The organism is Pseudomonas sp. 91RF, from assembly GCF_003576265.1.
In the GTDB taxonomy this organism is placed as follows: Bacteria; Pseudomonadota; Gammaproteobacteria; order Pseudomonadales; family Pseudomonadaceae; genus Aquipseudomonas; species Aquipseudomonas kribbensis.
This window is the reverse complement of sequence record NZ_QWFC01000032.1, coordinates 60,988-83,206: the sequence shown is the minus strand read 5'-3', so window position 1 is coordinate 83,206 and position 22,219 is coordinate 60,988. Positions and strand designations below refer to the sequence as shown.

Here is a 22,219-nt window from a genome sequence, read left to right as displayed (position 1 = left end):
ATGTGCACTGAAAAGGCGCCTTGCTCAGGGCGCCCCTCCAACACTTCAAAGCATAGCAACGGCCTCAGGGTTTGCTGGCGCTCGAGGCTTGCGTTCGTCCGCTTTCCCAACCGCCGCCGAGGGCGAGGAACAAATCGATCTGGCTCATGGCAACCTGAGTGTTGGCAGCGGCCAGTTGCGCGGTGACATCGGTGTAGGTGCGGGTGGCTTGCAGATCGGCGAGGAACGACTCGCGGCCCGCCTGGAAGAAGCGGTGAGTCTGGTCAGCCGCCAGCTTCGCCGACTGCTCGGCATCGGCCAGCGCATCGCGGCGTTGCAGCAGCGCGGTGTACTGAGCCAGACCGGTCTGGGTTTCACGGATGGCGTTGAGCACCACCCCGTCGAAATGCGCCAGCGCGCCCTGGGTCGAGGCTTCGGCTTCGCGGATACGTGCCCGGGCGCCGTTGGTCGGCACCTTCCAGCTCAGCGACGGGCCAAAGCCCCAGCGGTTGGTCGACGGGTCGCCAAGGTCGGAGACAATGCCGACGGTGCCGATGGTCGCGCCGATGCTGATGTCCGGGTACAGCTCGCCGGTGGCGATGCCGATGCCGGCGGTCGCGGCGGCCAGTCGACGCTCGGCCTGGCGGATGTCAGGCCGACGCTTGAGCAGCGCAGCGCCATCGCCGACCGGCACCAGTTGGGCGATTTTCGGCAGTTCGGCGCAGGTCGCGGTGCCGGCCGGCAATTGATCGACCGGTTTGGCCAGCAGCATCGACAGACGGAACAACCCGGCCTGACGCGCCGCTTCATAGCGCGGCAGGTCGGCGCGCAGGGATTTGAATTGGGTCTGCGAACGGGTGACCTGGGTTTCATCGCCGCGCCCGGCATCGCGCAGACGCTGGATCAGCGTGGTGCTCTGGGATTGCAGGTCGAGGGAGTGCTGGGCGATTTCCCGTTCTTCGTTGGCCGCGCAGACCTGGGTGTAAGCCCGGACCACATCGGCGACCAGGGTGATGCGCGCAGTGTCGGCGGCGGCCTGGGTCGCATCGGCGTTGGCTTTCGCCGCTTCGATCCCGCGCTGCAGGACGCCCCACAGGTCGAACTGGTAGGACGCGCTGATGCCGATGTCGGCGACATTGGCCACCGGGACTTTCTCCGGCAGCAGGAACGCCTGACCGGATTCTTGCAAGCGCTGGGCGCCCATCTTCACGCCGCCGCTCCAGCCACCGGCCGCCTCGGCCTCATCGACCTGCGCGCGAGCCCGCGACAGGTTCGCCGCCGCCACCCGCAGATCGGTGTTGGAGGCCATGGCTTGCTGCACCAGTTGGTCCAGACGCGGATCGCGATACAACCGCCACCAGTCCGCCGGCACCGGAGTAGAAACCACAGGCTTGCCGGCCACCGCCAGATCGCCCTGAAAATCCTTGCGCTGAATCGCCGCATCACCCGGCAGGTGATAGTCCGGCCCGACCATGGAACAGGCCGACAGCATCACGCCCAGACCGGCGATCATCAGGGCCCTGCTCATTTCGCGGGCTCCTGCTGATCATCGATGATCGACACCGTGGCGGTACGCCCGGCGATCATGCGGAAGTCTTCCGGCACGTCGTCGAAGGCGATGCGCACCGGAATCCGCTGCGCCAGACGCACCCAGCTGAAGGCCGGGTTGACGTTGGGCAACAGGTTGCTGCCGCTCGAGCGGTCACGGTCTTCGATGCCGGCGACGATGCTTTCGACATGCCCGCGCAAACGGGCGCGGTCGCCGATCACGCGGATATCCACCGACTGACCGATGTGGATGCCGTCGAGTTTGGTCTCTTCGAAATAGCCGTCGATGTGGAACGAATTGCTGTCCACCACCGACAACACCGGACGCCCGGCGGTGACGAACTCTTGCGCGCGCGGCGCCCGGTCGTTGACGTAGCCGTCCACCGGGCTGCGGATCACCGAGCGGTCGAGGTTGAGCTGGGCGCTGTCCACCGTCACCAGCGCTTCGGCCAGTGCCGATTGCGCACGGGCTACTTTCGACTGGCTCTCTTCCAGCTGTTCGGCCGGCACCAGATTGCCCAGGCCACGATTACGCTTGGCCTCACGCTGGGCCTGAGCGAGGGTTTCTTCGCGGTCGGCAACGGCTGCCTTGGCCTGACGCAACGCCAGTTTGAAACGGTCCTGATCGATGCTGAAGAGCACCTGGCCACGTTTCACCAACTGGTTGTCCTTGACCTCGACCTGCTGGATCAGCCCGGACACGTCCGGGGCGATCTGCACGATGTCGGCACGGATGTGGCCGTCGCGGGTCCAGGGCGCGAACATGTAATACATCACCATGCGCCAGACCACGACGACGGCGAAAGCCACGATCAGCAAGGTCAGCATCACGCGACCGATAGTCAAAAACGGTTTTTTCATGTCATCAGGTATCGACTGAGTGAGTCCACGCCGTACAGCATCACGGCGTAGAGGGCCACGTTGAACAATGCCCGGTGCCAGACCAGACGGTAGAAATGCAGGCGTGTGAGCACGCCGTGAACCAGCACGAACAGCACGTAAGTGATGCCCATCAGCACCAGCAGGGTCGGCAGGAAGATGCCGCTGATGTCCAGGTCACCGATCATAGGGGCGCTCCTTCGGGCAGCGGTTCTTCGGGCTCGGCGCTGGAGACGAATTCAACGCCGGGCAACAGCGCCAGACGCAAACCGCTCAAGGCGTGCAACAGGTGTAGTCGGGTTTCTTCATCGCCGTGGCCGTTGAGCGCACGACGGGTACGGTCCATGGTCATCAGCAAGGCGCTTGGCGCCGGCAGGCGTTCGCCGGCCTTGAGGCAGGCGCGGAAATACTCGCCGACCTCGGCCACCACTTGCTGCAACAACGCGTTCGGCGCACCGGTCACGCGCGGGGTGTAGGCCAGCAGGTCGAGCAGGTTCAGCCCCACCCGCACTTCGCGCATGGCGATGCCGGTGTCCTGACCGGTCAGCGCCAGACGCGGCAGGTGCTGCATCAAGCGGTCGAGCAACTGCACGCCCAGTTGCCGGTGCTCGGCGAGGTTCGCCGGCTCGGTCATACTGACGATGTCTTTCCAGCTGAAACGGGTCAGGCGCTTGGCCGCCAGTTCGGCACCGAAAGGCCGGGCGATCAGGGTCCAGATAAACGCGAACAACAGCCCCAGCGGACCCGCCAGGTTGGAGTTGGCGAACGCAAAAAAGTCAGCGTCGTAGGCGCCCTGGATACTGATGAACGACGAGGTGTTGACCAGTGTCAGCAGCATGCCGAGGTAAAACCGTGGTTGCACCGTCAGGGTGCCGACGCAGATGAACGGGATGGCAAACGCCAGCACCAGCATCGGGAAGTCATGCAGGTTCGGCAGCACCAGAAACAGGTACAGACTGGCGAACAGCACCGACATCCCGGTCCAGAAAAAGAACCGGTAGATCTGCGGCGCCGGGTCGTCCATCGAGGCAAAGAAACTGCACGACACCGCCGCCAGAATCACCGCGCTGCCGCCGTCGGTCCAGCCCAGCAGAATCCACAGCGTCGAGGCGACGATGATCGCCAGAATGGTCGACGCCACCGAGTAAAGCATCAGCCCACGGTCGAGGAACGGCGTCAGACGACCGAGGCGCCAGTGGCGGTAAACCGCGCGCCAGCTGTCCTGACGCTCGCACAGGATCGCGTCCTGCAGACTGCGGCAGTCCTGCCACAGATCGATGAATTCGCCGAGGCGGTACAGCGCGTTGGAAAACAGCAACTGTTTGCGATCTTCCAGGGCTTCGGCGCTCGGTTGCAGGGCTTCGAGCTGATCCCGCAGGGCTTGCCAGCGGTCGAGATCGGCGTCTTTGTAGCCAAGCCATTCGCGGGTGGCGGTGAGCAGCGGCGCGAACTTCTCCACCAGTTCCGGGGTGCGCCGTTCGAGGGCGTAGAGCGAATCTTCCAGGGCATCGATCACCGGCAACAGATGAATCATCCGCCCGCGCAGTTCCTTGGTGTTGCGCACGGTTTGCGGCCGCGCGCCTTCGTGGGGCAACTGGCCGATCATCAGTTCCAGGCTGTTGAAACTGCCGACCATGGCCATGCGCAGGGCGGTGACTTCTTCGGGACTCACGTCGCGGCTGAGGAATTTCAGGCTGTAGGTGGTCGCATCGGCGAACCACTTGCCCACGGCATCGTTGAACACCGGCGCCAGGCGCCGTGGCCAGAACATCGCGCCGACCACGGCAGCGACCGCAATGCCGAGGAAGATCTCTTCAGTCCGCGCTTCCGCCACGTCCCACACCGCCAGCGGGTTATCCACCACCGGCAGGGCGATCAGCGGCAAGGTGTAGCCGGCGAGCATCAGCGCGTAGTTATTGGCGGTGCGCAGATGCAGGGACAGGAACAGCAGAATCCCGGTCCACAGCGCGATGACCACCACCAGCACATACGGACTCTGGACGAACATCGGCACGAACAGCACTGCCGCAGCGGCGCCGAGGAACGTACCGATCGCCCGATACAGCGCCTTGGAACTGGTCGGCCCGAGGAACGGACTGGAAACGATGTACACCGTGGCCATCGCCCAGTACGGACGCGGCATCTGCATCAGCAAGGCGATATACAACGCGATCATCGAGGCCGCGAAAGTACGGATCCCGTAGAACCAGTCCCGGGCCGGAGGAATGCCGGAAAAAAAACCGTTCACGGATGGGTCACCGCTGGCGGACTGGCCGCTTCGAAAGCCCTCAATACTCGAAGCGTAGCTTCCAGATCACTCTGGTCGATGCCTTCGAGCACCTCATTGCGCAGACGCACCAGCTCGCCTTCCACCGCCTGCACCAGTTCGCGGCCGGTGTCGGTCAGGCTCAGGCATTTGGCGCGGCGATCCTGCGGGTCTTCAGTGCGGCAGACGTAGCCGGCGTGGCACAACTGATCGAGCAGCCGCACCAGCGAGGGGCTCTCGATCCCCGCCGCCTGCGCCACCTGCACCTGATGCACACGCTCCCCGAGCCGCCCGATCATCAAGAGCGGGACCGCGCAGGCTTCGGAAATTCCATAGTTGACCAGCGTGGTCTGGCAGATCTTCCGCCAATGCCTGGCGGCCACCACCATGGCACTGCTGATGTTCATCTGGAGAGCGTCGAGGGTATTCGGCACGAAGGAATGCACACACTGTTAGTTTGCTAACTATCAATATCGCATTGGTGGGGAAATTCAGTCAAGTTTTGAAACACATTGGCAGTCACGCGTTAACTCAACGTCGCTTGGCGCTCTCGTAAACATCTCCACGCTCACGCTTACCGACCGCAACTACCGACAACCACCCGCTCTTCGATCACTTGGTAAACCAGACGATAACCGGATGCCTTGAGTTTGATCTTGTAACAGTCAGGCATCCCATGCAGGGAATCAGCTGGATTGCGAGGACGCTCCAGGCGCTCAGCCAGTTTCTTTTTGAATTGATCGCGCAGCGTATGACCCAATTTGTTCCACTCTTTGTGAGCGGAAGGCAGGAATTCGAGCTTATAGGTCATCCAGGCTTACCGGTATGGGAGTCTCATGACTGCGAGAACGAACGATTTCTGCCAACTCGAGATCATCGAGCCGCTCCATCATCGCTTCGTAAACGTCAGCCGGCACCATGTAGCCCATGACCCGGTTGTGATTCAGGACAGCTACCGCTCCTCCGTGCGCGCCGTTGAGCACCGCAGAAGGATTCTTCTTCAGTTCAGAAACACTGACGGCCAGATCGGCCAGCACACTTTGCATAATAAAAGACCTCAATTGAGGTCGTGATTCTGGTCTAAATAATCATCACAGGCAACCGGATGAGTTGACCCAGCTTACGAACGGCAGACTGACAGTTACCCCGCCCGCCCCTTCCTCAACATCACATCCAGCTGATCCACCACCTCCGCCCAATCCGCATCATCGAGAATCTCGTCCCGCAAAAAATCCGCCTGGCTCTTGGTCCAGAAAAACGCGTCGCACAGGTGCAGTTCGGGCCTGAGCGGGGAATGGGCGGCGATGAACTGGTCGATGCTGACCGGGTCGTTGGGCAGGCCGAGTTGTTTGAACAGGGACGGGAGACTGTGGGTCGGGTTTTCCATTGTTCTACTCCTTCGAAGACTCAGTGGATAAAAACATTTCGCGAGCAAACCACATTCCCACAGATTCATTGCAGAACCTGTGGGAGCGAGCCTGCTCGCGATGGGCGTCGGCACAGACGCTGAAAAAACCTACTGACTCAACTCCCGCACCTGCGCATGCGGCACCATTTTCAGGAACTCGGGCATGCTCATGTGCAGCAGGTTGTTGTGGTTGCCGGCCTCCAGGTAAATATCTTTCTGCCGGGTCACCAGCGGGTCGATGACCATGTCCAGGCCATAGGAATCGCCCAGCGGCGGCACCGCGCCGCGCTCGCAGTCATCGAACAGGTGCGCCAGGGTGCTTTCGCGGGTGATCTGCCACTCGCCGCTGGTGCGCACTTTGCTCAGGTCCAGATGGCGGCTGGCGGGCAGCACGGCCATCAGGTAATGCCCGTGGTGGTCGTCGAGGATCACCGATTTGGCCACCCGTTCCGCCGGAATCCCCGAAACCCGCGCCGTTTCCAGGCTGCTGCTCGAGTGCGGATGGGAGACGACGTCGTATTGGCATTGCGCCCGGGTCAGGCTGCTTTGCACTTTTCTTGCCATACGCATGATGCACCTCGGTGCCCGCCGGACGCTGCTCGGCGAGCGATGATGAACGTTGTTCCTGTTCTGGAAAGTCTAGTCGGGCAAGCCGCGAATGAAGGTAAATCCGCCCACTGGCGACGCTGGAAATGATCAGAATTCCTCCGACCGCAGGCTCAACTAGACTGATAAGAGAACCCCATGACTCTCCCGGAGGGTCACGTGAACATCCGTCGCTGTGCGTTTGTCCTGTTGATGCTGCTGAGCGGATCGGCCTGGCCACGGACATCCCGTTGCACGCCATCGACCCCATCGGCCTGTGGCTGATCACCCTGGGCATCGCGTTCCTGATCGCCGAAGCCGCGCTGCCCAATTACGGCGTGATCGGTCTGGGCGGCATCGTCATGTTCGTGATCGGCGCGCTGATCCTGAGCAACGCCGAGCTGCCGGTGCCGATGATGATCGGCCTCGGGCTGGTCAGCGCACTGCTGCTGATCGCGTTGCTGGTTCGAGCCCTGAAGACCCGGCCGCGACACCCGGTCAGCGGCGACGCCGGCCTGGTTGGCAGCGTGACGGCCGTGACCGTCGTAGAGTCGCCGGACACCCGCAATGGCTGGGTGCAATTGCAAGGAGAACGCTGGCAAGTGTCGAGTGCCACACCGCTGCACGCCGGGCAACCGGTGCGGGTAGTCGGGCGCAAGGGCTTGTTGCTGCAAGTGGCCGCGGCTGACGCGGCACCGCTCGGAGAGTGATCATGGGTCTGCAAATCGGTTTTGTCGCGCTGCTGCTGTTGCTCATCGCCCTCGCGGGCTCGACGTTCCGCATCCTGCGTGAATACGAACGCGGCGTGGTGTTCCAGCTCGGGCGCTTCTGGCAGGTCAAGGGGCCGGGGCTGATCCTGTTGATTCCGGTGGTGCAGCAAATGGTCCGGGTCGATCTGCGCACCATTGTTCTCGACGTGCCGCCGCAGGATGTGATCACCCGCGACAACGTCTCGGTCAAGGTCAACGCGGTGCTGTATTTCCGGGTGCTCGATCCGCAGAAAGCGATCATCCAGGTCGAAGACTTCCTGGTGGCCACCAGCCAACTGGCCCAGACCACCCTGCGCGCGGTACTCGGCAAGCATGAACTGGACGAACTGCTGGCCGAGCGCGAACAGTTGAACATCGATATCCAGCAAGTGCTCGATGCCCAGACCGATGCCTGGGGCATCAAAGTCGCGAACGTCGAGATCAAACACGTCGACCTCAACGAATCGATGGTCCGCGCCATCGCCAGACAGGCCGAAGCCGAGCGGGAACGGCGAGCCAAGGTGATCCACGCCGAAGGCGAATTGCAGGCTTCGGAAAAACTCATGCAGGCCGCCGAAATGCTCGGCCGCCAGCCTGGCGCCATGCAATTGCGCTACATGCAGACCCTGAGTTCGATTGCCGGCGACAAGAGCTCGACCATCGTCTTCCCGTTGCCGATCGAATTGCTCAAGGGGATGGCGGATCTGTCGGCCAAGTCGTGATCGCGCGCAAACGCTCCAGCGCTTCGTAAGGTGCTCCCGCGCACCGTTCTACCCGCGCCTGCAACAGTGGAGAGGCTTCGCGGCGTTTGCTTTCGCCATCGGCGACAAACGCCTGTGACGGCTGCTTCGCATGCTGTGCCGAAGCGCTCAGCGCCTGTTCACACTGTTCGGCATTCAGCTGAAAAAACCTCGCCAGCTGTCCTGCCATCGCCTCGGGCAACTCACTGTAATTGACCGGCAACCCGCCGAAATCAGCGCAGTGCAAGCGCGCCGCCTCCAGCAGACGTCCTAGCCTGCGGGCGATGAAATCTTCACGCCCCTCGAATGGCAGGTCGTCGTCCAGCACGCACTCGCCAAGCAGGCCGGGCACCATGTGCATACCCGGGCGACGCAGATGTGAAACGGCGATTTCCAGCGGATCGCGATAGACAAACAACCAAGGCGTATCGGGGAAGCATTCTTGGAGCAACGGCCATTCACCGATGTTCCAGGCGTCGAGCTTGATCACCAGCCGCTGCTCCATCCCGCGCCGGCGCTGGCCGTAGGCCGAGAGCAACCCGGCGATGGCCGCACGGCGTTCGGCGGCCGGCAGATCGCTGCGCAGCAAGGCATCGAGAGGCGGCGGTTCCGAGATCACGATGTGATCGTCGAGGCGGGCGAGCATCTGGCTGATCAGCGTCGAACCACAGCGCGAGGCATGCAGGATGAAGGCGCTCGGCGCCAGGCCGGGGCTGAGCGCCTGCCAATCCATGAGCGCCGACAACGGAGTTTGTCTTCGGAACGCCTGATTGAACGGCAACTGCAGCGCCTGCTCCACCGCTTCGCGAAAAAACGGCTGGTGCAGCGGCGTGTCGCCAAACCAGCACCAGTCCACTTGCCATTGACCGGCACTTTTCCAGATGCGGATCGGCAACCAGCCGTGCAGATTCAGGCTCGCCATTGCTCGTTCCATGACCGGCGTCCGTTGCGCATCGCCGCGTGCAGTTCTTCCCGGGAGAATGGCAAGCCACGCTCGGTGGCCAGCGCCAGAGTCTGGCTGATGAACGCTTCGGGATCGCGCAACGCCTGCAGGGTCGCCGACAACGCGGGATCCGCGACCAGCAGACGCTGAAAACGCTGCAATGCCGAATCTTCGGCATCAGGCCGCGGCGTACTCGGCAAACCGTCGGCAATCATCTGCTCCAGCCAGGCGCCGGGGCGACAGTCGAGGACCAGATGAATGCGTGCCGCGCTGTCGCGATTGTCGACCCGATGCGGTCGCGAAAGATCGAGAAACCAGCACTCGCCCGCCGCCATTGGCATGCGCAATCCATCGAGCCAGAAATCCACGGCGGGCGGGCTGAGCAATGGAATGTGCAACCGCAGGTCGGCGTCCGGCCCGTCGAGATCGTAATCACGATGCTCATGAATCTGTCCGCCAGGCCCGAGTCGCAACAGTCGCGCGCTGACGATCTCAAGAGGCAGATCCTGCAACGCCTGCTGCCAGCGGCGGTCATTCAACCAAAGGGCTCGCTGTACCGGTTCGGCGGTGCCGGGGGACAATTCGGTCAGCGCATCGGCTGCAGAAATCAGCGCCACGCCGCTCCAGTCACCCGCGAAATAGGCCGTGTTGAAATGCCCGCGCCAGGCATCGTTTTCAATCGCCGCCAGCGCCTGCAACAGCAACGGCAGATCCACCGTCACCGGCAGCCGCGAAAACGCCGGCCGGCTCATGTCCTGGGCAACACCGCGGATTCGCCGAGCCAGGTCAGCAAGCGGTCAAGGCAGGCCTCGACCGTCAGCAATCCGGTATCGAGTACCAGCGACGCCTGGGCCGGTGGCTCGTAAGGTGCCGACACGCCGGTAAACCCGGCCAGTTCACCCCGTCGCGCCCGGGCGTAATGCCCTTTCGGATCGCGCTGTTCGCACACCGCCAGCGCGGCGCTGCACCAGACTTCGCGATAGTCATCGCCCAGGCGTTGAGCGAACACCTCGCGCAACTCCACCAGCGGCGCGATCATCGCCAGAATCACGATCTGCCCGTTTTCCACCAGCAACGCCGCCAGTTCACTGGCGCGGCGGATGTTTTCCAGCCGGTCGGCATCGGTGAATCCCAGGTCGCGGTTGAGCCCTACGCGCAAACCATCGCCGTCGAGCACCACACTTTGCTGACCACGACTGAACAACTCGGCATGCAACGCCTGAGCAAGCGTCGATTTGCCCGCCGCCGGCAACCCGGTCAGCAACATCGCCGTGCCGCGATGGCCATTGCGGGCCTCGCGTTGCGCACGGCTGATACTGGCGGTCGGCGCCAGCACATCACTTCGCAGCGGCATGGGCCACCGGCACCGAAATATCCCCCGACGCCCACGCCGCTTCGCGGTTGGCCAGCGCCGTGGCGATCGACTGCACCTCGGTCGACTGCACTTGATCCGGCAGCGGATCGAGCCCCGCACTGGCGAAGATCTGGCCATAGGCATTGCGTAGATCGGCGTAGGACAGGTCACGGCGCAAGTCCGCCTGCAGGTTGTTCAGTTCGCCCTGGATCAGATCCAGTTCGCCGATGCCCGCTGCCTGATGGCGGTTGCGCAACTGACCGACGATTTGCCCGTCGATGTCCGACAGCTGCTGGTTGGTCTTGAACTGACGCAGCGCCTCCTGATAGTTGGCGTTGGCCACGTACAGCTGCGCCAGCACCGCAATCGACATGGCCTGACGGCGCGCGGTGGCGACTTCTTCGCCGGCCTTGGCCACATCGATGGCCGCCGGGGCGGAGATCACGTTGAACAGGTTCCAGGTCACTTTCACGCCGTAGTCGGCCCAGCGGTCATTCACCAGGAACGAGTTGCTGTCGTAGTGCCCGCCGGCGGAAAACTCCAGGCCCGGCAGCATGCGCAACATGGCCTTGCGGGTTTCGGCGGCGCTGATCCGGGTCTGGTAATCCTGCTCGCGCAGTTCCGGGCGGCTGGTCAGGGCTTCCTGCTCCAGTTTGGCGATATCGACCTTGAGTTCCGGGATCTGATAACCGTCGTCGGTGGCCAAGGTCAGGTTGGTGCCCATCGGCAGGTTGATCAGGGTCGCCAGCTCGGTCTTCGCCAGTGACAGCGCGCGGCGCTGCTCTTCCAGTTGCCGGGTGGCTTCGATCAGCGAACGCTGGTAGCCGAGGGACTGCACCGGATCGCCGATGCGCTGCTCGCTCATGCTTTCGCTGTTGCGCCGGGCCGCATCGACCCGCGCCATCAGGCTGTCGATCTGCTTGAGCAGACGTTCGGCCGCCATCGCCCGCCAATAGGCGGAGCGCACGTCCTGAACGATGGTGTTGATCACCTTGCGCCGGCGTTCCTGAACGATCAGACGCTGGTCGCCCTGCTGCTTGGCGTTGATGTAGCTGACACCGAAATCGAGGACGTTCCAGACCATGGTCAGGTCGGCGACGTTGCGGTCGCGGTCCTGGGAGGTCGACGGTTCCAGGGACTGGGTGCCGGTGCGCACGCTCTGACTGCTGGAGGCGCTAACGTTGTTGCGCCCGACGTAACCGGCGTCCAGCGCCATGCGCGGCAGCATGTCGAAACTGGCGAGGTCGAGCTGCCGCTTGGCCAGCGCTTCCTCCATGATCTTCAAGCGCCCTTCGAGGTTGTATTTCACCGCGCGGGCCATGGCCTGGTGCAGGGTCAGCGGACCGCGCAGCGGTTCCTGGCCCTTGTACATGGTTTGCAGGTCAGATTTGGCCCGTTGTTCGCTGACACTGCGTTCGATCGGTTCACTGGTGACTGCACATCCGCTGATCGCCAGCGCCAGCAGGCTGGCGCCGAACAGTTTCTGACTTTTCTTCATCCCTGGATCGCCCCTAGGTCCCGCACATATTGAGTTGTTGTGTGTTGTCAGGCCGGCATTTCGCTGATGCCGACCTGTTGCAGAGCCGCCGCCAGGTTGTCCACCCGGTGCTGCTCGCTTTCCTTGATCTCTTGCAGTTGCTGGCCCAGGGTCGGTGCGCCGAACACACCGCGCAGGCCTTGGGACACGTCGCCGCCCCGGATCGAGTGGCTGTCGAAAGCGTTCAGTGAGTCCCGCTCGGCGGCGCTGTCCTGATTGAACAGGCTCGACAGCGTGCTGATCCCGAACACCCCGCCATCACCACCACCGAATCCAAGGAAGCCATGGCCGGAACCGTCACCGCCGCTGTCGCTGCTGGTGAATACCTGAGCAATGAAGCTTGGGCTCAAGGCACCGTGATTGATGAAGATGTCACCCAGCGGACGAAGGCCGTTGCCGATCACTCGCTGCTCGAACAGCGGTGCAAAGGTCAGCGGGGAACCGAGATCCCCGGTGGGAGGTGCGAAGACGATCGGTTGCAACGGCAGGTTCGGCAGCGGTGGCTGCACGACCGGATCGCTGCTGCGGAACTCCGGATCCGGAGGCACTACGACGAGCGGCGAAGTCGGCGAAATGGCAGGCACCGTGTTGATCACATAATTGCCCGACTGACTGATTCCGCTGCCGCTGTTGCCCGACAGATCGCTGACCCCGGCACTGTTGACGCTGATCGCATTGCTGGCGCTGTTGACGTTGGCATTCGGGGTCAGGGTTGCGGTCCAGGTCTTGCCGCCGTCGCTGCTGCTCAGGTTGGACAGGGTGCCGTTGGCCACGCTGAGGTCCGACAGGTCGAAACCGGTCACCGCTTCATTGAAGGTGATGATCACCTGCGAGGTCTGACCGACGCCCAGATTCGGATTGGCGACCACCACCGTGGCGGTCGGACGCTCACTGTCGAGGGCGTAGTTGTTCGACACCGCCACCGTACTGCCGGCGTTGCCCGCCAGGTCGGTTACGTTGCTGGTATCCAGGGCAATGAAGTTGCTCGGGTCGGTGACATTCGCGGTCGGCGTGAATGTGGCGGTCCAGGTCTTGCCGCCATCGCTGCTGCTCAGGTTGCTCAGGTCACCGTTGGTCACGCTCAGGTCCGACAGGTCGAAATTGCTCACTGCCTCGCTGAAGGTGAAAGTCACCGTGGTGGTCTGGCCGATGCCCAGGTGCGGGTTGGCGACCACGATGTTCACCGTCGGCCGGGTCGCGTCGAGGATGTAGTTGTTGGAGATGGCAATGCTCGCCCCGGCGTTGCCGGCCAGATCCTGGACACCGGCGGTGTCGATCAGAATCAGGTTGGTCGCGTCGTTGACGCCGGCTGTTGGCGTGAAGGTCGCCGTCCAGGTCACGCCGCCGTCGCTGCTGGTCAGGTTCGACAGCGCACCGTTGGCGACACTGATGTCCGACAGATCGAACCCGCTCACCGCCTCGCTGAAGGTAATGGTCACGGTGGTGGTTTCACCGATGCCCAGGCGATTGTCGGCGACCACGATGGTGGCGGTCGGCAGCGCGGTGTCGATGGCGAAGTTGTTTGAGTCGGTCGTACCCACGCCGCTGTTGCCCGACAGGTTGGCCACCCCGGCGTTGTTCAGGGTGATCAGGTTGGTGGCGTCGGTGACATTGGCCGTCGGCGTGAAGGTCGCGGTCCAGGTGATACCGCCGTCGCTGCTGCTGACGTTGGTCAGCGTGCCGTTGGCGATGGTCAGGTCACTGTTGTCGAAACCGCTCACCGCTTCGCTGAAGGTGATGGTCACCAGCGAGGTTTCCCCGGCCCTGAGTGAAGTATCGGCAACCACGATGGTGGCGGTCGGCACCTGGGTATGGATCTGATAGTTGGCCGAACTGGTGGTGCCGGTGCCGGTGTTGCCGGCCAGGTCGGTGATGCCGGTGTTGTTCAGGACAATCAGGTTGGTGAGGTCGGTGATGCCGATGTTCGGCGTGAACGTGGCCGTCCAGGTGATGCCGCCGTCGCTCGACGAGACATTGCTCAAAGTGCCGTTGGCAACGCTCAGGTCGGAATTGTCGAATCCGGTCACCGCTTCGCTGAAGGTGATGGTCACCAGCGAAGTTTCGCCTGGGCGCAGGTCACTGTCGGTCATGACAATGGTCGCCGTCGGCCGCTGACTGTCGACTGCGTAGTTGTTGGAATCGGTGGTGCCGCTGCCGGCGTTACCCGCCAGGTCGGCAATGCCGGTGTTGTCCAGGGTAATGACGTTGGTGGTGTCGGTAATTCCTGCCGCCGGAGTAAACGTCGCGGTCCAGGTGATACCGCCATCGCTGCTGCTCACTGCGCTCAGCGTACCGTTGGCGATGGTAAGGTCGGCGTTGGTGAAACCGGTCACCGCTTCGCTGAAGGTGATGGTCACCAGACTGGTCTGGCCGACGCCGAGTGCCGTGTCGGCGACCACGATGGTGGCGGTCGGACGCTGAGTGTCGATCGAATAATTGTTCGAATCGGTGGTGCCGATGCCGGCGTTGCCCGAGAGGTTTTGAACCCCGGAATTGTCCAGGGTGATCAGGTTGGTCGCGTCGGTAATGTTGCTGGTCGGCGTGAACGTTGCCGTCCAGGTGATACCGCCGTCGCTGCTGCTGACCGCGCTCAGCGTGCCGTTGGCGATGGTCAGGTCGGCGTTGGTGAAGCCGGTGACCGCTTCGCTGAAGGTGATGGTCACCAGCGACGTTTCGCCGATCTTCAGGCTGGGGTCGGACACGATGATGGTCGCGGTCGGCACCACGGTGTCGATGGTGTAGTTGTTGGAGTTGGTCGTGCCACTGCCGGCGTTGCCCGCCAGGTCAGTGATGCCGGTGTTGGCCAAGGTGATCAGGTTGGTGGCGTCGTTGACGCCCACGTTCGGCGTGAAGGTCGCGGTCCAGGTGATGCCGCCGTCGCTGCTGCTGACTGCCGTCAGGGTGCCGTTGGCAACCACGATGTCGGCGTTGCTGAAACCGGTCACCGCTTCACTGAAGGTGAAGGTCACCAGTGTCGTTTCGCCGGCCGTGAGGGTGCTGTCGGCAACCACGATGGTGGCGGTCGGACGCTGGGTATCGATGGCGTAGTTGCCGGAATCGACGGTGCCGTTGCCGGCGTTGCCGGCCAGGTCGGTGACGCCGGTCTGGTCCAGGGTAATGACGTTGGTGGCGTCGGTGATGTTGCTGGTCGGTGTGAACGTCGCCGTCCAGGTGATACCGCCGTCGCTGCTGCTCACCGCGCTCAGCGTGCCGTTGGCAATGGTCAGGTCGGCGTTGGTGAAACCGGTCACCGCCTCGCTGAAGGTGATGGTCACAACCGAGGTTTCGCCGATTTTCAGCGCGTTATCGGACAAGACAACGGTCGCGGTCGGACGCTGAGTGTCGATCGCGTAATTGTTCGAATCGGTGGTGCCGGTACCGGCATTGCCGTTGAGGTCAGCGATGCCGGTATTGTTCAGGGTGATCAGGTTGGTCGCGTCAGTGATGCTGGCGGTCGGCGTAAACGTGGCCGTCCAGGTGATGCCGCCGTCGCTGCTGCTGACCGCTGTCAGTGTGCCATTGACAATGGTCAGGTCGGCATTGGTGAAACCGGTCACCGCTTCGCTGAAGGTGATGGTCACCAGCGAGGTTTCGCCGATTTTCAGGTTGTTGTCGGCCACCACGATGGTCGCGGTCGGCCGCGCGGTGTCGATCGCGTAGTTGTTGGAGTTGGTGGTGCCGCTGCCGGCGTTGCCGGCCAGATCGACGACCCCGGTGTTGTCCAGGGTGACCAGGTTGGTGGTGTCGGTAATGTTGTTGGTCGGCGTGAGCGTGGCGGTCCAGGTGATGCCGCCGTCGCTGCTGCTCAGGCCGGTCAGGGTGCCGTTGGCCACTGTCAGGTCGGCGGTGGTGAAACCGCTGACTGCTTCGCTGAAGGTGATGGTCACCAGCGAGGTTTCGCCCGCCGCCAGATTGCTGTCGGCCACGACAATGGTCGCGGTCGGCCGCACGGTATCGATCACGTAGTTGGGCGAATCCGTGGTGCCGCTGCCGGCGTTGCCCGCCAGGTCGGCGATACCCGTGTTGTCCAGGGAGATCAGGTTGGTGGTGTCGGTGATGCTCGCAGTCGGGGTGAACGTCCCGGTCCAGGTGATGCCACCGTCGCTACTGCTCACCGCGCTGAGCGTGCCGTTGGCGATGGTCAGGTCGGCGTTGGTGAAACCGGTCACCGCTTCGCTGAACGTGAAGGTCACCAGCGAGGTATCGCCGATCTTCAACGCCGTGTCGGACATCACGATGGTCACGGTTGGCCGCGCGGTGTCGATCGCGTAGTTGACGGAACTGGTCGTGCCGACGCCTGCTACACCATCGCTGATCGCGGTCACCCCGGTGTTGTCGAGGGTGATCAGGTTGGTGGCGTCGGTGATGTTGTTGGTCGGGGTGAAGGTCGCGGTCCAGGTGATACCGCCGTCGCTGCTGCTCACGGCTGTCAGCGTGCCGTTGGCAATGGTCAGGTCGGCGTTGGTGAAGCCGGTTACCGCGCGGCTGAAGGTGATGGTCACCAGCGAGGTTTCGCCGATTTTCAGCGCAGTGTCCGACATCACAATGGTCGCAGTCGGCGGCTCTACATAAGCCGTATTGAGGGTGCCGCCGTTGTTGTAGATCGCTGCAAAAGCCAACGGCACGGAGCCCGTCACGCCACCACCCAGCTCTGAGCCCCCGGAGCCGCTGCCGGCCGCGTTACCGCTGATGGCGCTGAAGTTGGAGGCCGTGATCAGTACCGTGCCGCCCTGGTTCCAGATCGCGCCGACACCTCGTCCGCCGTCGCCGCCGTTCAGGTTGTTGCTGCCCTGGCCACTGCCGCCGCCACCACCGCCGCCCGCGCCAATGTTGTTGCTGATGACCGAGGTACCGACGATTTTCAGGGTGCCGGTGGAGGCGTTGTAAATGCCGCCGGCCGCGTTGCCGCCGACGCCGCCGACCTTGTCCCAGCCGGAACCGCCACCGCCGCCGCCAATGGAAATCGTGCCATTGTTCGCGGTGCCGCCATTGCCGCCGTTACTGTAATAGGACACGCCGACACCACCGGCGCCGCCGATGGTGGAACCGCCGCGCCCGCCCATGTGCGTCGCATCGTAGCCACCGCCGTAACCACCGACACCGCCGCTGCCGGCCTGGCCGCCCAGCGTACCGGTGCCCGGCCCGGCCGTACCGCCATGACCGCCACCCTGACCGCCGAGGCCACCGCCACCGCCACCACCGCCGCCGTAGTTGGCGCCCGTGACACCACCGCCGCCGCCACCGCCCGCTGCCGCGTTGCCGGTGACCGAAACGTTGTTCAGCGTGAGGATGCCGGCGTTGAAAATCCCGCCGCCCATGGCCCCGGTCGCGCCGTAGCCGCCATTGCCGCCGTTGCCCGAAACCAGGCCCCGGGTAATCACCAGACCGTCGAGGGTCACGGTGCTGCCGGAAGTGATTTCCACCACCCGGGTCTTGTACTGGCCGTCGAGGGTGACATCGGCGACGCCGTCATTGTTCAGGTCGCCATCGACGGTGATGTTCTTGTTGATCAACAGTTCCGAGGTGAGCTGCACCGTCATGCCGGTGCTGAAGGTCACGATGTCGCCGTTCTGCGCCGACGCCAGCGCTGCCCGCAGCGAGCCGACCCCGGTGTTCGCGTTGTTGGTGGCGGTCCAGGTGGCCAAGCCCCATTGGTATTCACTCATCGACAGGGCCGACAGCACATTGGCGCTCTCGATCTTGCCGGTGGCGATCTCCAGATCCCAGTCGCCGCCCACACCGGTGCGGTTGTTCGACGCCGCCACGTCGCGGCCGGTCAGTTGCGCCAGCGAGTCGACGAAGCTCAGGCCACGGTCACCCTCGGCGGTGTAGCAGCCGTAAATGAGGATGTCGCCACCGACGTTCATGTCCTTGCCGATTTCCGCCAGCACCGCGCTGCGTTGTGCGACGTTGTCCGCCGACAGATAGCTGTTGCCGAGCCACAGGTCACCCGCGTTGCCGTGGGCGATGATCTGCACCGAGCTGACACCCGAATGCTGGTCGAGATACTCGGCGATCTGCTGCAAGCCGTCCTTGCTCGCGTCGAGCTTGACCACTTGCGTGCCGGGGGCGATGCCTTTGAGCAGGCTGTCGGCATCCTTGACCCGGGCATCGACAAACACCACGGTCTGGCCCGGCACGGCGACGGGGCTGGCAGCCGGCGTGGCATCGGCCTGGCCGTGGGTGTCCTTGCTCGCCACCGGATGATCGGCGGTCGGCGCCTTGGCGGCATCGGCAGTGGGATGGCTGTCGGGCTGGGCCGCAGCGGTATCGGCCACGGTGGCCGCGACAGCGCCGTCGAACAGCATGCGCGGTTCCAGCGACATGATCAGCGGCGCAGCCAGCGTCCGTTGGCCCTCGGTTACCCGCGACTTTTGCTTGCTCCACCACATGTTGCTCACCCGGACTCGAACAGTTGTAAACGCATCAATGAAAAACGCCGCGATCAACTGATCGCGGCGTCGGACTTCATACGAATCACATTGGCAGCGCTGGCTGAGCCATCGAGCCAAAAGGACAGATCGGCGTATTGCTTGAACAGGTCCGGCGGCAGAATCGTGCGCCGGGACTGCAGGGCGACCTTGGGTTTGACCTTGTGCAGGCCGGCCACACCCAGGGCCTGGTCGAACTCCGGCGCGTCATAGGCCAGGTGCTCGAAATCGTGCTCGAACCACGGCTCGCCGATGAAGTCGTAGACCAGCCGCAGCACGCGCTCCGGGGCCTGGGTCAGCAAGTCGTAATCGACGATCAGCAGCGAATCGGCGTGCTCGCCGTAATAGGCTTCCTTGAGCGCCGCCCAGGCGAACCCCACCAGGCGGTTGCGCTGGGCCAGGGTTTCGCAGCGGCTGTAGACGGTGTTGCGCTCGACGGCATCGCCGAACAGCTTGGTGTTTTCGTAGGGGTTGGCGCGGTATAGCCGCTCCAGGCTGTCCATCACCCAGGCGACGTTGCGCACGCAGGCGATGACCTTGGCTTTGGGGAACAGATCGCTGATGGCCGGCAGGCGCGAGCTCCACTGCCGGTTGGTGTCGAACACCACCGGTTTGTCGGCCTTGTCGGCGTAGTAGGAATCGAACAGGCCGCGCAGCAGGCGACGGCGCATGTCGGTGTCGATCACCGCGCCGAATTCGCTGCCGGCGCTGCATTGTTCAAGGACACCGGAAAACAGCGCGCCGACCGGGCTGGTCATGCCGGCATGGAAGCGCGGATTCTGCAAAAGGATCGCAGAAAGGAGGGTCGAGCCCGAGCGCGGCAAGCCGGAGATAAAGTGGAACTGCTGCAATCCCTTCACCTTACTTTGTAAGTCCTTTTGTCCGACGAGCGTAGTCCAACAATACCCTTTCGACTAGTAGTGTTTTGACATCAACATAGAGCAAAACGGACTTGTTAGACCATTTTTTATCGCGAACAGTAAGGTGAAGCGTTTAAGTCAATCCCCGTTGGTACGATCGTCCTTTTCCAGAACGAAAAGTCGCGCTTTCGCCCCGCCAGCATTGGACTGCTCACGCAACTGCCAGGTCTTGGGCAGAGGCAGGAACGGGTCCGCGACTTCCGGGTCCAGATCACCGATCAGCCAGACCCGGGAACTGTCCTTCGGCAGATCGGCGAGACGATCCAGATAAACCTCATCGGACACCAGTGTGCCGAAACCGTAATGGTTCGGACGCGTCGAGCGCCCGTCGGCGGCAGGCGGCGTATACAGCCGGATTTGCGCATCCGTGCGGTTGTAGTAGACGTAGCTCAGGTACCAGAGCATGTCGCTGGTGACGATCCGGTCGCCGCTGACGAAGTGGTGGTTGACGTGATCGACCATCACGTTGAACTGGTCATTCGGATCGACCGTGGCGTTGGTGTTCACCCCGACCATTTCGATTCCGACAAACGCCACCAGCACCGCCAGCGCCAATACGCGAACACGGCTGTACAGGCGGTCGATGGCCATCGCCGCCAGCATCGGCAAACCCAATGCATAAGCCGTCAGATAGCGCTCGATGAACACCGGGCTGATGAACGACACCGCGAACACCAGAAACAACGGCACACCGGTATAGAGCGCCAGCAACACGCTGCCATGGTTCACGCTGCGGTCACGGGCGACGGCCACGCCCGCCAGCGCCAGCATGGCCAGCGGCATGCCGCAGAACAGCAGCAGCGGAAGGTGATCGCCCTCGTTCTGGATCAGCCACAGCCAGATCATCGACGGCAGCGAGGACAGGGTCACCGGGTCTTCCCAGCCCACATCGCCACCGACCTTGAGCTCTTCCATGTGTTGCGTCAGATCGAGCAGGTTCGGCAGCCACGGCAGGTAGAGCGCGACAATCGCCAGATTGGCCAGCCACCAGTCCTTGCGCTGGATATGCCGCAGGCGATAACCCGGCAACAGGCGGATCAGCCCCAGGTAAAGCCAATGGCTCAGCGCCGCCAGCACCGCGAAATAGTGGGTGTACAACGCGGCGCTCATCAGCAGCGCATAGATCACCAGATACCGTCGGCGCTGCGGGCGTCTGACCCAGCAGATCAACGCCAGGGTGGTGCCGACCAGCAGCAGGCCGAGCAGCGAGTACATGCGCACTTCCTGGCTGTAGCGCACCGCCGTCGGCAACAGCGCCAGCAGCACCCCGGCGATGATCGCGGCGCGGCGGGTCGCCAGACGATCGACCAGGCACATGCCGAGGCCGACCGTGGCGATGCCGGCCAGGGCACTGAGGCTGCGGATCGACAGGATCCCTTCGCCAAACAGTCCGATCCAGCCGTGCAGCAGCATGAAGTACAACGGCGGATGCACATCGAACGCTGCGTGTTCCCAGATACCGCCCAGCGTATAGCGCGCCAGCAGCAGGCTGGAACCTTCGTCGCCCCAGATCGCAGCGGCGGTCAGGTCATAAAACCGCACGACGGTCGCCAACAGCAAAATCGGTATCAGCCACTGCTGGCGAACCCAGCGCAGCAGACGCCGGACACCGGCATTCGGTGCGGCAAACGGGTCCTGGGTATCCCCCAGCGGAGTCTCTCGACGCGCTTCCATCAACCTTCCCTTACGGTATTCCGAGTAAAAAACAGCGCCATTCATTGCGCACACTGTAGGCCAGAGCCGAAGCCGACGCGCGGCCGCGACGACGTCCGGCAAGTCCGCCGATCCGGGTCTACGCTACGGCTTGGCGTGACCTGCCCGCGCAAATGGAAGGCGTCAGTAAAACGTTTCGACCTGCCCGGCAACACAGGCTAACGCGCGGCGCGCCAACCACATAACAGAAGGATGAGGAACCATGGAAGTCTTTATGGGTACGATTCAACCGTTCGCCTTCAACTTCGCTCCCAGTGGCTGGGCCCTGTGTAATGGACAGATCCTTTCCATTGCGCAATACAACGCGTTGTTTGCGTTGCTGGGCACTTACTACGGCGGCAACGGCACGACCAACTTTCAGTTGCCCAACCTGCAGGGCCGTGTGCCAATGGCCCAGGGCAACGGTCTGGGCCTGACGCCGCGCATCATCGGTCAGGTGGCCGGTACGGAAAGCGTCACCGCCACCATTGCCAACATGCCCAACCACACCCACGCAATGACCGGCCTCACCGCCAACACGGCCTTGTCGCTGGCGGTACCTGCCAGCAATCCGGCGACCGTACCGACTGCCACCAACTCCTACATCGGTGCTTCCGGCGGCGGCCCCGGCTCGGCGAACATCTATTCCGATGCCCAGGGCGCCACGCCGGTGCCACTCAAAGGGGTGACCACCACCGTCACCGGCGACATTTCCTCCACCGGCGGCAGCCAGCCGCTGGGCATCATGAACCCCTTCCTGGTCCTCAACTTCAGCGTTGCCCTGAACGGTCTCTTTCCGTCGCGCAACTGAGCAATCGTCCGGGGGCCCCGAGCCCCCGGACGTTTCGTTTTTTCTCTGGAGTCAGACCATGCTGCAATCGGTTCAGATCGAACACCTCCAGCCATTGCTGGGGCAACAACGCACGCTGCACCTGCCGGATGGCACAGCACTGCCGATTCAACTCGCTCATCTTGAAGAAATCCCGTCGGCGAAAATGCGCCACAGCGAACGCATGCCCTTCTGCCTCGAATTCAACAGCCTGGAGCCGACGGAATTTGTCGACGGTCTGTGCGCACTGGAACTTCCGGAGTTCGGCCGGGTGGAAGATATTTTCGTGTCACGGGTACCTGCGATGGGGCGGGATCCGCAGTTGGGCTATTTCTGCATTTCCTTCAACTGATACCCCT

18 protein-coding genes and 2 pseudogenes are annotated in these 22,219 nt (G+C 63.1%); 4 read left to right on the top strand and 16 right to left on the bottom strand.

Annotated features, from left to right (window positions below):
- Positions 1-64 precede the first annotated feature (64 nt).
- The 9 genes and pseudogenes from DXT77_RS17400 to DXT77_RS17360 all read right to left on the bottom strand — a co-directional run bounded on the left by DXT77_RS17400 (position 65) and on the right by DXT77_RS17360 (position 6,650).
- Positions 65-1,507, bottom strand: a complete 1,443-nt coding sequence (locus tag DXT77_RS17400) for an efflux transporter outer membrane subunit (protein WP_119428551.1) — start codon at positions 1,505-1,507, stop codon at positions 65-67.
- Positions 1,504-2,388: an HlyD family secretion protein gene (locus tag DXT77_RS17395; protein ID WP_085712635.1), complete on the bottom strand. Its 885-nt coding sequence runs from the start codon at positions 2,386-2,388 to the stop codon at positions 1,504-1,506. Before DXT77_RS17395 ends, DXT77_RS17400 begins: the two co-directional genes overlap by 4 nt.
- Positions 2,385-2,594 carry a DUF1656 domain-containing protein gene (locus DXT77_RS17390; RefSeq protein WP_007957657.1) on the bottom strand — a complete coding sequence of 70 codons (210 nt, stop codon included), beginning with the start codon at positions 2,592-2,594 and terminating at the stop codon, positions 2,385-2,387. Before DXT77_RS17390 ends, DXT77_RS17395 begins: the two co-directional genes overlap by 4 nt.
- A complete protein-coding gene (locus DXT77_RS17385; protein WP_119428550.1) occupies positions 2,591-4,654 on the bottom strand; it encodes an FUSC family protein in 2,064 nt (687 codons plus the stop codon). Before DXT77_RS17385 ends, DXT77_RS17390 begins: the two co-directional genes overlap by 4 nt.
- Positions 4,651-5,079 (bottom strand): MarR family winged helix-turn-helix transcriptional regulator, encoded by a 429-nt coding sequence (locus DXT77_RS17380; protein WP_085733406.1) that lies wholly within the window; start codon positions 5,077-5,079, stop codon positions 4,651-4,653. The genes DXT77_RS17385 and DXT77_RS17380 overlap by 4 nt, the downstream gene beginning before the upstream one ends.
- Before the next feature lie 124 nt (positions 5,080-5,203).
- Positions 5,204-5,483: pseudogene (locus tag DXT77_RS17375) on the bottom strand (type II toxin-antitoxin system RelE/ParE family toxin).
- Entirely contained in the window at positions 5,473-5,718 is a 246-nt protein-coding gene (locus tag DXT77_RS17370) for a type II toxin-antitoxin system Phd/YefM family antitoxin (protein WP_119428549.1), read from the bottom strand. The pseudogene DXT77_RS17375 and the gene DXT77_RS17370 overlap by 11 nt, the downstream one beginning before the upstream one ends.
- A 95-nt stretch (positions 5,719-5,813) precedes the next feature.
- Positions 5,814-6,059 carry a DUF2789 domain-containing protein gene (locus DXT77_RS17365; RefSeq protein ID WP_119428548.1) on the bottom strand — a complete coding sequence of 82 codons (246 nt, stop codon included), beginning with the start codon at positions 6,057-6,059 and terminating at the stop codon, positions 5,814-5,816.
- 129 nt (positions 6,060-6,188) lie between these two features.
- Positions 6,189-6,650: an aminoacyl-tRNA deacylase gene (locus DXT77_RS17360; RefSeq protein WP_085712631.1), complete on the bottom strand. Its 462-nt coding sequence runs from the start codon at positions 6,648-6,650 to the stop codon at positions 6,189-6,191.
- 174 nt (positions 6,651-6,824) lie between these two features.
- Here DXT77_RS17360 and DXT77_RS17355 point away from each other — a divergent pair.
- Positions 6,825-7,375, top strand: a pseudogene (locus DXT77_RS17355) (NfeD family protein).
- Between the two features lie 2 nt (positions 7,376-7,377).
- Positions 7,378-8,136 carry a slipin family protein gene (locus DXT77_RS17350; protein WP_114880952.1) on the top strand — a complete coding sequence of 253 codons (759 nt, stop codon included), beginning with the start codon at positions 7,378-7,380 and terminating at the stop codon, positions 8,134-8,136.
- On the opposite strand, the gene DXT77_RS17345 is transcribed toward DXT77_RS17350, so the two are convergent.
- The 7 genes from DXT77_RS17345 to DXT77_RS17315 form a co-directional block, all read right to left on the bottom strand.
- Positions 8,102-9,076: a sulfotransferase family protein gene (locus tag DXT77_RS17345; RefSeq protein WP_119428547.1), complete on the bottom strand. Its 975-nt coding sequence runs from the start codon at positions 9,074-9,076 to the stop codon at positions 8,102-8,104. The two genes, DXT77_RS17350 and DXT77_RS17345, sit on opposite strands and share 35 nt — an antisense overlap.
- The gene (locus DXT77_RS17340) at positions 9,064-9,849 is read right to left on the bottom strand and encodes an aspartyl/asparaginyl beta-hydroxylase domain-containing protein (RefSeq protein WP_119428546.1); all 786 of its coding nucleotides are present in this window, start codon (positions 9,847-9,849) and stop codon (positions 9,064-9,066) included. The genes DXT77_RS17345 and DXT77_RS17340 overlap by 13 nt, the downstream gene beginning before the upstream one ends.
- Entirely contained in the window at positions 9,846-10,451 is a 606-nt protein-coding gene (gene cysC, locus DXT77_RS17335; protein WP_119428545.1) for an adenylyl-sulfate kinase, read from the bottom strand. Before cysC ends, DXT77_RS17340 begins: the two co-directional genes overlap by 4 nt.
- Positions 10,435-11,949 (bottom strand): TolC family protein, encoded by a 1,515-nt coding sequence (locus DXT77_RS17330; protein WP_119428544.1) that lies wholly within the window; start codon positions 11,947-11,949, stop codon positions 10,435-10,437. Before DXT77_RS17330 ends, cysC begins: the two co-directional genes overlap by 17 nt.
- Positions 11,950-11,996: 47 nt before the next feature.
- A complete protein-coding gene (locus DXT77_RS17325) occupies positions 11,997-18,380 on the bottom strand; it encodes an Ig-like domain-containing protein (RefSeq protein ID WP_119428543.1) in 6,384 nt (2,127 codons plus the stop codon).
- Between the two features lie 53 nt (positions 18,381-18,433).
- Entirely contained in the window at positions 18,434-19,279 is an 846-nt protein-coding gene (locus tag DXT77_RS17320; protein WP_085712623.1) for a sulfotransferase, read from the bottom strand.
- 138 nt (positions 19,280-19,417) lie between these two features.
- Positions 19,418-21,013 (bottom strand): glycosyltransferase family 39 protein, encoded by a 1,596-nt coding sequence (locus DXT77_RS17315; protein WP_119428542.1) that lies wholly within the window; start codon positions 21,011-21,013, stop codon positions 19,418-19,420.
- 241 nt (positions 21,014-21,254) lie between these two features.
- Between DXT77_RS17315 and DXT77_RS17310 the strand changes: the two genes are divergently transcribed.
- Positions 21,255-21,842: a phage tail protein gene (locus tag DXT77_RS17310; protein ID WP_119428541.1), complete on the top strand. Its 588-nt coding sequence runs from the start codon at positions 21,255-21,257 to the stop codon at positions 21,840-21,842.
- Positions 21,843-21,900: 58 nt separating this feature from the next.
- Positions 21,901-22,212, top strand: coding sequence for a hypothetical protein (locus tag DXT77_RS17305; protein WP_085733414.1), 312 nt, complete (start codon positions 21,901-21,903; stop codon positions 22,210-22,212).
- The last annotated feature ends 7 nt before the right edge of the window (positions 22,213-22,219 follow it).

Excerpts from the sequence above, each read along its gene's own strand:
- DXT77_RS17400 (WP_119428551.1), bottom strand. The coding sequence starts at position 1,507 with ATGAGCAGGGCCCTGATGATCGCCGGTCTGGGCGTGATGCTGTCGGCC.
- DXT77_RS17395 (WP_085712635.1), bottom strand. The coding sequence starts at position 2,388 with ATGAAAAAACCGTTTTTGACTATCGGTCGCGTGATGCTGACCTTGCTG.
- DXT77_RS17390 (WP_007957657.1), bottom strand. The coding sequence starts at position 2,594 with ATGATCGGTGACCTGGACATCAGCGGCATCTTCCTGCCGACCCTGCTG.
- DXT77_RS17380 (WP_085733406.1), bottom strand. The coding sequence starts at position 5,079 with ATGAACATCAGCAGTGCCATGGTGGTGGCCGCCAGGCATTGGCGGAAG.
- DXT77_RS17370 (WP_119428549.1), bottom strand. The coding sequence starts at position 5,718 with ATGCAAAGTGTGCTGGCCGATCTGGCCGTCAGTGTTTCTGAACTGAAG.
- DXT77_RS17365 (WP_119428548.1), bottom strand. The coding sequence starts at position 6,059 with ATGGAAAACCCGACCCACAGTCTCCCGTCCCTGTTCAAACAACTCGGC.
- DXT77_RS17360 (WP_085712631.1), bottom strand. The coding sequence starts at position 6,650 with ATGCGTATGGCAAGAAAAGTGCAAAGCAGCCTGACCCGGGCGCAATGC.
- DXT77_RS17350 (WP_114880952.1), top strand. The coding sequence starts at position 7,378 with ATGGGTCTGCAAATCGGTTTTGTCGCGCTGCTGCTGTTGCTCATCGCC.
- DXT77_RS17345 (WP_119428547.1), bottom strand. The coding sequence starts at position 9,076 with ATGGCGAGCCTGAATCTGCACGGCTGGTTGCCGATCCGCATCTGGAAA.
- DXT77_RS17340 (WP_119428546.1), bottom strand. The coding sequence starts at position 9,849 with ATGAGCCGGCCGGCGTTTTCGCGGCTGCCGGTGACGGTGGATCTGCCG.
- cysC (WP_119428545.1), bottom strand. The coding sequence starts at position 10,451 with ATGCCGCTGCGAAGTGATGTGCTGGCGCCGACCGCCAGTATCAGCCGT.
- DXT77_RS17330 (WP_119428544.1), bottom strand. The coding sequence starts at position 11,949 with ATGAAGAAAAGTCAGAAACTGTTCGGCGCCAGCCTGCTGGCGCTGGCG.
- DXT77_RS17325 (WP_119428543.1), bottom strand. The coding sequence starts at position 18,380 with ATGTGGTGGAGCAAGCAAAAGTCGCGGGTAACCGAGGGCCAACGGACG.
- DXT77_RS17315 (WP_119428542.1), bottom strand. The coding sequence starts at position 21,013 with ATGGAAGCGCGTCGAGAGACTCCGCTGGGGGATACCCAGGACCCGTTT.
- DXT77_RS17310 (WP_119428541.1), top strand. The coding sequence starts at position 21,255 with ATGGAAGTCTTTATGGGTACGATTCAACCGTTCGCCTTCAACTTCGCT.
- DXT77_RS17305 (WP_085733414.1), top strand. The coding sequence starts at position 21,901 with ATGCTGCAATCGGTTCAGATCGAACACCTCCAGCCATTGCTGGGGCAA.